The 7,307-nt window shown below is 53.6% G+C and carries 6 protein-coding genes; 5 read left to right on the forward strand and 1 reads right to left on the reverse strand.

Annotated elements, in window-relative coordinates:
* Nucleotides 1–3 precede the first annotated feature (3 nt).
* The 5 genes from GX466_00880 to GX466_00900 all read left to right on the forward strand — a co-directional run bounded on the left by GX466_00880 (nucleotide 4) and on the right by GX466_00900 (nucleotide 6,438).
* A complete protein-coding gene (locus GX466_00880; GenBank protein ID NLH92767.1) occupies nucleotides 4–627 on the forward strand; it encodes a hypothetical protein in 624 nt (207 codons plus the stop codon).
* A complete protein-coding gene (locus GX466_00885; GenBank protein NLH92768.1) occupies nucleotides 624–2,198 on the forward strand; it encodes a bifunctional response regulator/alkaline phosphatase family protein in 1,575 nt (524 codons plus the stop codon). Before GX466_00880 ends, GX466_00885 begins: the two co-directional genes overlap by 4 nt.
* 190 nt (nucleotides 2,199–2,388) lie before the next feature.
* Nucleotides 2,389–2,853, forward strand: coding sequence for a tRNA (adenosine(37)-N6)-threonylcarbamoyltransferase complex ATPase subunit type 1 TsaE (gene tsaE / locus GX466_00890; GenBank protein ID NLH92769.1), 465 nt, complete (start codon nucleotides 2,389–2,391; stop codon nucleotides 2,851–2,853).
* Nucleotides 2,854–2,877: 24 nt separating this feature from the next.
* Entirely contained in the window at nucleotides 2,878–3,657 is a 780-nt protein-coding gene (locus tag GX466_00895) for an SIMPL domain-containing protein (GenBank protein NLH92770.1), read from the forward strand.
* 471 nt (nucleotides 3,658–4,128) lie between these two features.
* Complete coding sequence (locus GX466_00900) at nucleotides 4,129–6,438, forward strand: T9SS type A sorting domain-containing protein (protein ID NLH92771.1); 2,310 nt, start codon at nucleotides 4,129–4,131, stop codon at nucleotides 6,436–6,438.
* Between the two features lie 3 nt (nucleotides 6,439–6,441).
* Here GX466_00900 and GX466_00905 read toward each other — a convergent pair whose 3' ends face one another.
* Nucleotides 6,442–7,221: a formylglycine-generating enzyme family protein gene (locus GX466_00905; GenBank protein NLH92772.1), complete on the reverse strand. Its 780-nt coding sequence runs from the start codon at nucleotides 7,219–7,221 to the stop codon at nucleotides 6,442–6,444.
* Between the last annotated feature and the right edge of the window lie 86 nt (nucleotides 7,222–7,307).

A 7,307-nucleotide genomic window follows, 5' to 3' on the forward strand; every position in this document is an offset into this window, starting at 1 on the left:
TAGATGATTGCAAAATATGAACATCTTGAAACCATGACCCCGGCCGAAAAATTCTCCGCCGTGGCAAACCTCAAGGAAAAGCTGGAGGAAAACTTCGTCAGCCTCGGCCAGTTGTTATCGGAAATCAAGCGCAGCAAGATCTTCCGCATGAAAGGATACGAGTCTTTCAAAGACTTTGTGGAATCCGAATACAGCCTCAGCGGTTCCCTGGCCGGCAAGCTGGCGGCAGTGTTTGACGTTTTTATCGATGAGATGGACGTTGACGAGGGCACCATCCGCGAAATCGGTTTCGACCGTCTCCAGATGATCCAGCCCCTGGTGCGGAAAGCTGACTGGGCCTTGCGCGACGAATGGGTGCAAAAAGCTGAGGAAATGCCCACCAAAGACCTGCGCAATCACATCAAAGAGCTCAAAAAGGAAGAAAAGGAAAAGGAAATTGATCCCAAAAAAGTGTTCATCGACCAGTATCTGGAACGGATGACCGGCATTCTCAACTGCTCCAGAACTGAACTCAACTACAAGCTGGCCCTGTTTTTTCAGGACGCCGACCCCGAACACGTGAAAAACGTGGTCCGCGAACGCCAGCGCAGTTTCGAAAATGAACTCAACAAGGAGGAATCCCCATGAAACGTGCCAAGCAAATGAAAATCCTCTGGGTCGATGACGAAATCGATCTTCTGCAGCCCTTCGTGCTTTTTCTGGAAGAACGCAATTACCTGGTGGATACCTGCAACAATGGTAATGACGCCATCGACAAGGCGCTTGAAAATAAATACGATCTGGTGATCATGGACGAGATGATGCCCGGCCTGGATGGGCTCGCCACCCTGCAGGAGATCAAACGTGTAAATCCCTCCCTCCCGATCATTATGGTCACCAAAAGCGAGGAAGAAGGATTGATGGACAAGGCAATCGCCTCGCAGATAGCCGATTACCTGATCAAGCCCATCAACCCCAACCAGATCATCATGGCCATCAAAAAGATCTTCCAGGCCGACCAGATACGCGCCAACCAAATCGGCGAACAGTACACCCGTTACATCGCCCAGCTCAACCAGCGCCTCTTCGACAACCCCGGCTGGGAAGACTGGGCCAGCATCTACCGTGAAATGGCCTATTGGGAGATACAGATCGACGAAGTTAACGACGATGGGCTTCGCCAGACCCATTTTTTGGAAAAACGCAATTGCAACACCGAATTCACCAACTACGTGGAACGCAATTACCGCGACTGGCTACAAACAGATGACCGTCCAAACCTTTCATTCGACCTGGTTTCCCAGTACGTCGCGCCCCACTTTGAAACCCGCGTGCCGGTCTATTTCATCATCATAGATTGCATGCGCCTCGACCAGTATCTGTCCATCCAGCCATATATCAAGGAACTCTTCGACGAAGAGCTTGACTTCTATTACTCCATCCTGCCAACAGCCACGCCCTACAGCCGCAATTCCATTTTCAGCGGCCTGCCGCCGCAGGACATCGCCAAACGCTTCCCTGAATACTGGGTGGGCAGCGGCGAAATGGACAATTCCCGCAACCGCAACGAACACCAACTGCTCGATGAGCATATCGCCGAACTTGGCTACAACCTTGATCCCAGCTCCAAATACGTAAAGATCTTCAATATGGATGAAGGCAACTTTGTGCTTCGCAAGATCGAGACCTGGAACAAGGAAAAACTGGTGGTGCTGGTTTACAACTTCCTCGACCTGCTGGCACACCACCGTTCCCGCGACCAAATCCTCCAGGAAACCATCCCCCACGAGGAAGGCCTGCGCGCCTTCACCAAACACTGGTTCCTGCATTCCGCGCTCTACGAGGCATTGAAGCTGATCGCCAAACAGGATGCCATCTGCGTTATCAGCACCGACCACGGCTCCATCAAGGTTAACCGCGCCACCCAGGTTATCGGAGACCGCGACACCTCCATCACCGTGCGCTACAAGGAAGGCAAGAACCTCAGCGCCAACGACCGCCACGCCATCTATGTGAAAAAACCCTCCGAATACGGGCTGCCGATCAAGAGCATAGTGGACAACTTCATCTTTGCCAAGGACGACTATTATTTCGTCTATCCCAATTCCTACCACCAATATCAAAGGCAATACAACGGCACCTTCCAGCACGGCGGCGTTTCCATGGAGGAAATGATCCTGCCTGTGGCAACCTGCCGGAGCAAACGCCTTAAAATCTGATTGACGCGCGTCCCGCTGAGAATCACCCTGTCTTCAAGATTAAGCCTGATGATTGTCCCAAAAGATGCCCGCAGGCTCTTTTGGGACTTTCTTTTCTGAAAATATGCGGTCAAAACCTTCTCCGTCCCTCAAGAAAACCGCGATTGGATCCTTCACCGCCAACAGGCTTTCTTATGTTTCAAAATGATATATGGAGCCACCTGTGACCAAACCCAAAACCATCAAACTTGATTCAGAGCAGGACACCCGGGACCTGGCAGCCTTCATCGCCCCGCTGCTGCGGCCTGGCGACGTGATTTGCCTGTATGGAGACCTCGGCTCCGGCAAGACCTTTTTCGCCCGCGCCCTGGCAGCGAAGCTTGGAATCACCGATCTGGTTGACAGTCCATCGTTTGTGCTGTTCAAAGAGTATTCTGGCGGCAAGTTTCCATTCTATCATCTTGACCTTTACCGGCTGAAAAATAAAGCCGAGTTCCTCGATTTGGGCATAACCGACCTCATCGATTCCGGCGTAACCCTGATCGAATGGCCGGAATTGGCGGCGAGGTACCTTCCGGACAGAATTATGAATCTTTCCCTGCGCTTCGTTTTCGAAGGCCGGCAAAGGTCAGTGGAAATAATTGCCAAGGGCCGTTTTTCGGATTATTTTGTTTAACAATAACGTCATTTGGAGGCTCAGATGAGTTTCAACCCTCTCTGGATAGCTCTTGTCGCCATCGTTGTGATGGCCGTTTGGGAAGCCATGGGCAAAGACAAATCCCCGCACCGGGGCTGGCTGATGGCCGGCGTCTGTTTTGTGCTGGGACTGGCTGTCTTTGGATATTTCCACATGGAAAGCCGGCTAGAAAACGACAACCTGCAGGTAGTGGGTTATGCCAGCAAAACCTTTGAAAGCGACCTCGTGAAGTGGACCCTCTCCATGCAAAAAAACACCGGTGTGGACGGGCTGATGCAAACCTATACCAGCCTCAACCGCGATGTGAACGACTTCAAGGCGTTGCTGCTTTCCAAAGGCCTCACCGCCAAGGACATCAACATCCAGCCACCTACCAGCGCACCGCATTACGACAACGACGGCAACATGACCGGCTACAGCGTGGACCAGATGCTCTATGTTATCAGCAACGACATACACAAGGTTGAGGAAATCGCCCTCGATCCGGAGTTCTTTGCCGAACGCTCCATCGTGCTGCAGCAGTCGAACTTGGAATATCTCTATTCCAAGCTGCCCGAACTCAAGAAGGAGATGATCGGCGCCGCCACAGCCGATGCCATGGACCGCGCCAAAGAGATCGTGGGCGCCACCAAAGCCAGGCTGGGCAAGCTCAGCAGCGCCCGAAGCGGCGTGTTCCAGATCACCGAGCCCTACTCCACCGATGTTTCGGACTACGGCTATTACAACACCGACACCCGCACCAAAAGCATATCGGTGACCGTCACCACAAAATTCCGCCTCTGATCCCCTTTGATCATTGCATTATCCATACGGAATCGTTACTGATGAAGACCGTAATGATTCCGTATGGTTCTTTTCGTGTTGGGTTGGCATAGCCTTCCGGGCTGCCCCCTGCTTGGGTGCCCACACCCACTTGATTGGAAAGAGAACCTTAACTGCTTGGCCACCGCAATGTCCTGCCAGTCAGGCCCTGAACGCTCGCTTCCATCGCTCTCCCACGCCCCGCGCATGATACTCGCATCAAATGCGGGCATTGTGCGGGAGGCGAGTCCGGGACACTCGACAGGGCCTTAACGGCGAGCTGACATTGCTTCGCTTGTTCGCGGGGAGCCTTGCGCTGGGGTAACGGCAGCCGCGGCAACTCCTGCGCAACATGAGCCATCCTGTTGATGCTGTAATGATGGGGAGAGCCGCTCCTAAAATGGAATAAGAATTGCATTAATTGAAAACTACCAAAATGTTTGGAGACCAATAATGAGAAAACTGCTGATTGCAGCGTTGCTTGTCTTTGTGGCCGCGCTCTGGGCCCAGGGCGGGACTTTGCCGGAATGCTACTACACCTATGCTCAGATCTCGCAGATGCTGATCGATCATCAAACCCAGCATCCGGACATCGCCAAAATAGTGCAGATAGGTTTCTCTCAGCAGGATCATCTGCCGATATACGCCATGCGCATTTCCGACAACGTTGACCAGGACGAGGAGGAGCCGGCGCTGCTCTTTGTGGGGCAAGTGCACGCGGAGGAAGTTCTGGGCGTGCAAATCACGATGAACAACATTGCCGAAATTCTGGCCAATCGCGACCAGATGCCCTATATGCAGTGGATCAACTTTCTGGACATGTGGTTCGTGCCCACATTAAATCCCGAGGGGCATAACGTTGTAACAGCCAATCTCGACACCTCATATCGCAAGAACAAGCGGGACAACAATATGAACGGGGTCTTCGATTACACTGTCCTGGTGGGTTATGACGTCGACGGAGTCGATATTAATCGTAACTTCGATTTCAACTGGTGCCATGGCGACACGCTTTTGCAACCGCCCACGGTTGACCAGATCGAACCTTATGACTATTATAGGGGGCCCGGAGAGATGAGCGAAAGCGAAATCCAGGCAATAAAAAACCTCTGTGACCAATATCCCTTTGTTTACTCAATTTGTTGGCATTCCTCCCGCAGGGGCACCCTCAGCGAGAAATGCTATGTTCCTTTCAACTGGAAGAACGTGCGCCCCTCCCCGGACTTTAATTTTGCCCAAACAATCTGTTCCGGAGTCGCCAACCAGATAGTCAATGAGGCTGGAACGGGCACTTATGACGCGTTTCCCAATCTCAGCCGTAAAGGAGCGTTTCACGATTGGATGTACAAGCAGTATGGCACCTTCCAGATTCTGATCGAATGCGGGACCGCGAATCTCCAACCCAACGAAGCGCTGATGCAAAACACCGTCCAGCGTTGCCGGAACGCTGTTTACTGGATGCTGAACCGCACTTTGCCCTATTCCCAGGCCGTTCCTTCCAGTTCCATGCTCACCGGAAACATCAGCGATGCCGTTACCGGCGCGCCCCTGGAAGCCGAAATAATCGTGGAAGGATTTCACGCGCCCTGGTTCGTGCCCCGCACTTCAAATCCTGGTACAGGCAGGTTTTACAAGCCGTTGTCAACCGGAACCTACAACCTCCGCTTCCGCAAAAAGGGCTATTGGGACACCGTGATCCCGAACCAGATGGTTTACAACAACAACTGGACCCAGATCCAGGTGCAGATGCAGCCGCGCGAGCCAGCCAGCCTAAGCGGCAGGGTGCTAAGCGGCGGAGCCGACATCGCTGCCCAGATCGTTATCGGGGATGTTTTCCCGGACACCCTGGCGGTGAACGGACACTTTGTTTATAATGGTTTTGAGGGCGAATATCCCGTGCGGGTTTACGCCGAGGGCTACTATCCCTGGCTGGGCACAGTGGAACTTTCTCCCGGCGTGAACAACCTTCTGCTGGAACTCAGCCCCGCCGAAGTGCTATTTGCTGAAGACTGGGAATCCGGCACTGACGGTTGGACCATCGAAGGTCCGTGGGTACTGCAAAACGAGCTTTCGTCCGCTGGTTACGCCATCACCGACAGTTGGGGCGGAAACGGATTCTACGCCGTCAACTGTGATGTCTGGATAAAGCCCACACATCGGCTTACCTTGCCTTCTGGAACCTCTGCCATGCTTACTTTCGATTCCCATCTCTACACCGAGTGGAATTTCGATCCGGTGACGGTGGAAACCTCAACCGACAACCTCAACTGGACGGTTTGGTGGACGAAATCCGGCCGCCACGATCATTTTAGCAAAGAACTTGTTCCGCTGGACGCCCTTGCCGGGCAAAGCTTCTGGCTGCGCTTTCGCCTCGTGGATCAGTCAACCCACATTGAACTTACAGACCCGGGTTGGACCCTCGACAATATCAGGCTGATCTGCGGAACTTCCACCTCAGCCCAGGACCCCGGACTGCCGGGATTGCCGCAAACCGCGCTGTATCAGAACTATCCCAATCCCTTCAACCCCAAAACCACCATCCGCTACAGCCTCGCCGTGCCGAACGAGGTGCGCCTCGGTATCTACAACCTGAAAGGGCAGTTGGTGAAGGAACTGGTGAGGGAACATCTGCCCGCAGGTGACCATCAGAGCGTCTGGGATGGCAGCGACAGCGCCGGAAAGCAGGTGGGAAGCGGAATATACCTCTACAGACTGCAGAGCGGGGATTACAGTAAAACCCTGAAAATGATCCTGGTCAAATAGGCGTCAGCGGCTGCGGACCAGCCTGAAGCCCACATAAGGCAAACCTTTGTTGGGATTGCCCTTGTCGCGGTAGAGGATGCCCAGGTTGGTGCCGATCCCGTTTTTCACGCTGCCGCCGCGGATCACCTTCTGACTACCGCTGGACGGGCCCCGGGGATTGTTGAACTCCAACAGTTTGCTTGGGTATTTGGCATCATACCAGTCCCAGCACCATTCCGCCACATTGCCGCTCATGTCATAAATACCGTAGGAGTTGGCTTTCTTTCCGCCGCCGACGCGGTAGCGAAGCTTGCTGTTGTCATAATGCCAGGCAACGTCGTTGGCATCGTCTGACCCGCTGTAATCCAGCAATGTCCCGGCTTTGGCGGCCATTTCCCATTCGGCTTCAGTGGGCAGGCGGTAACCATTTGCCGAAAAGTTGCAGGTCACAGACGCAGCCCCGCCAGTTATACTGTAGGCCAGTTGTAGCCCTTCTCTTTCGCTGCGGGCGTTGCAATATCGGATGATGTCTATCCAGCTAACGTTCTCCACCGGCAGATTGCCTGCCCGGGTGCCATAAAGATAGGGCGTGGACATGAATTCTTCCCACTCGCTTTGGGTAACTTCATATTTTCCTATCCAGAAACCGTCCTGGGAGGTGTTGGAATTGGGATTGTCCTTCAGCCGGCCAAAGCCAAAAATTCCGCCCGGAACGCGCACGAATTTGCTGGCGTCTGGCGGAGGGGCGGTTCTGGCAGGTTTGGTGCCCGGGGTTTGATAGGTCTGTTCTCCGGGAAGGTTCATTTTTCGCGGGTCTTCCCTGACCGTGCCCTGATTCTGTTGATCGGAGGTGGTGTTTTTTGGTTGCCGTGGCTGCGGCAGATCTGGGG

Source organism: Candidatus Cloacimonadota bacterium (assembly GCA_012516855.1).
Lineage (GTDB): Bacteria > Cloacimonadota > Cloacimonadia > Cloacimonadales > Cloacimonadaceae > Syntrophosphaera.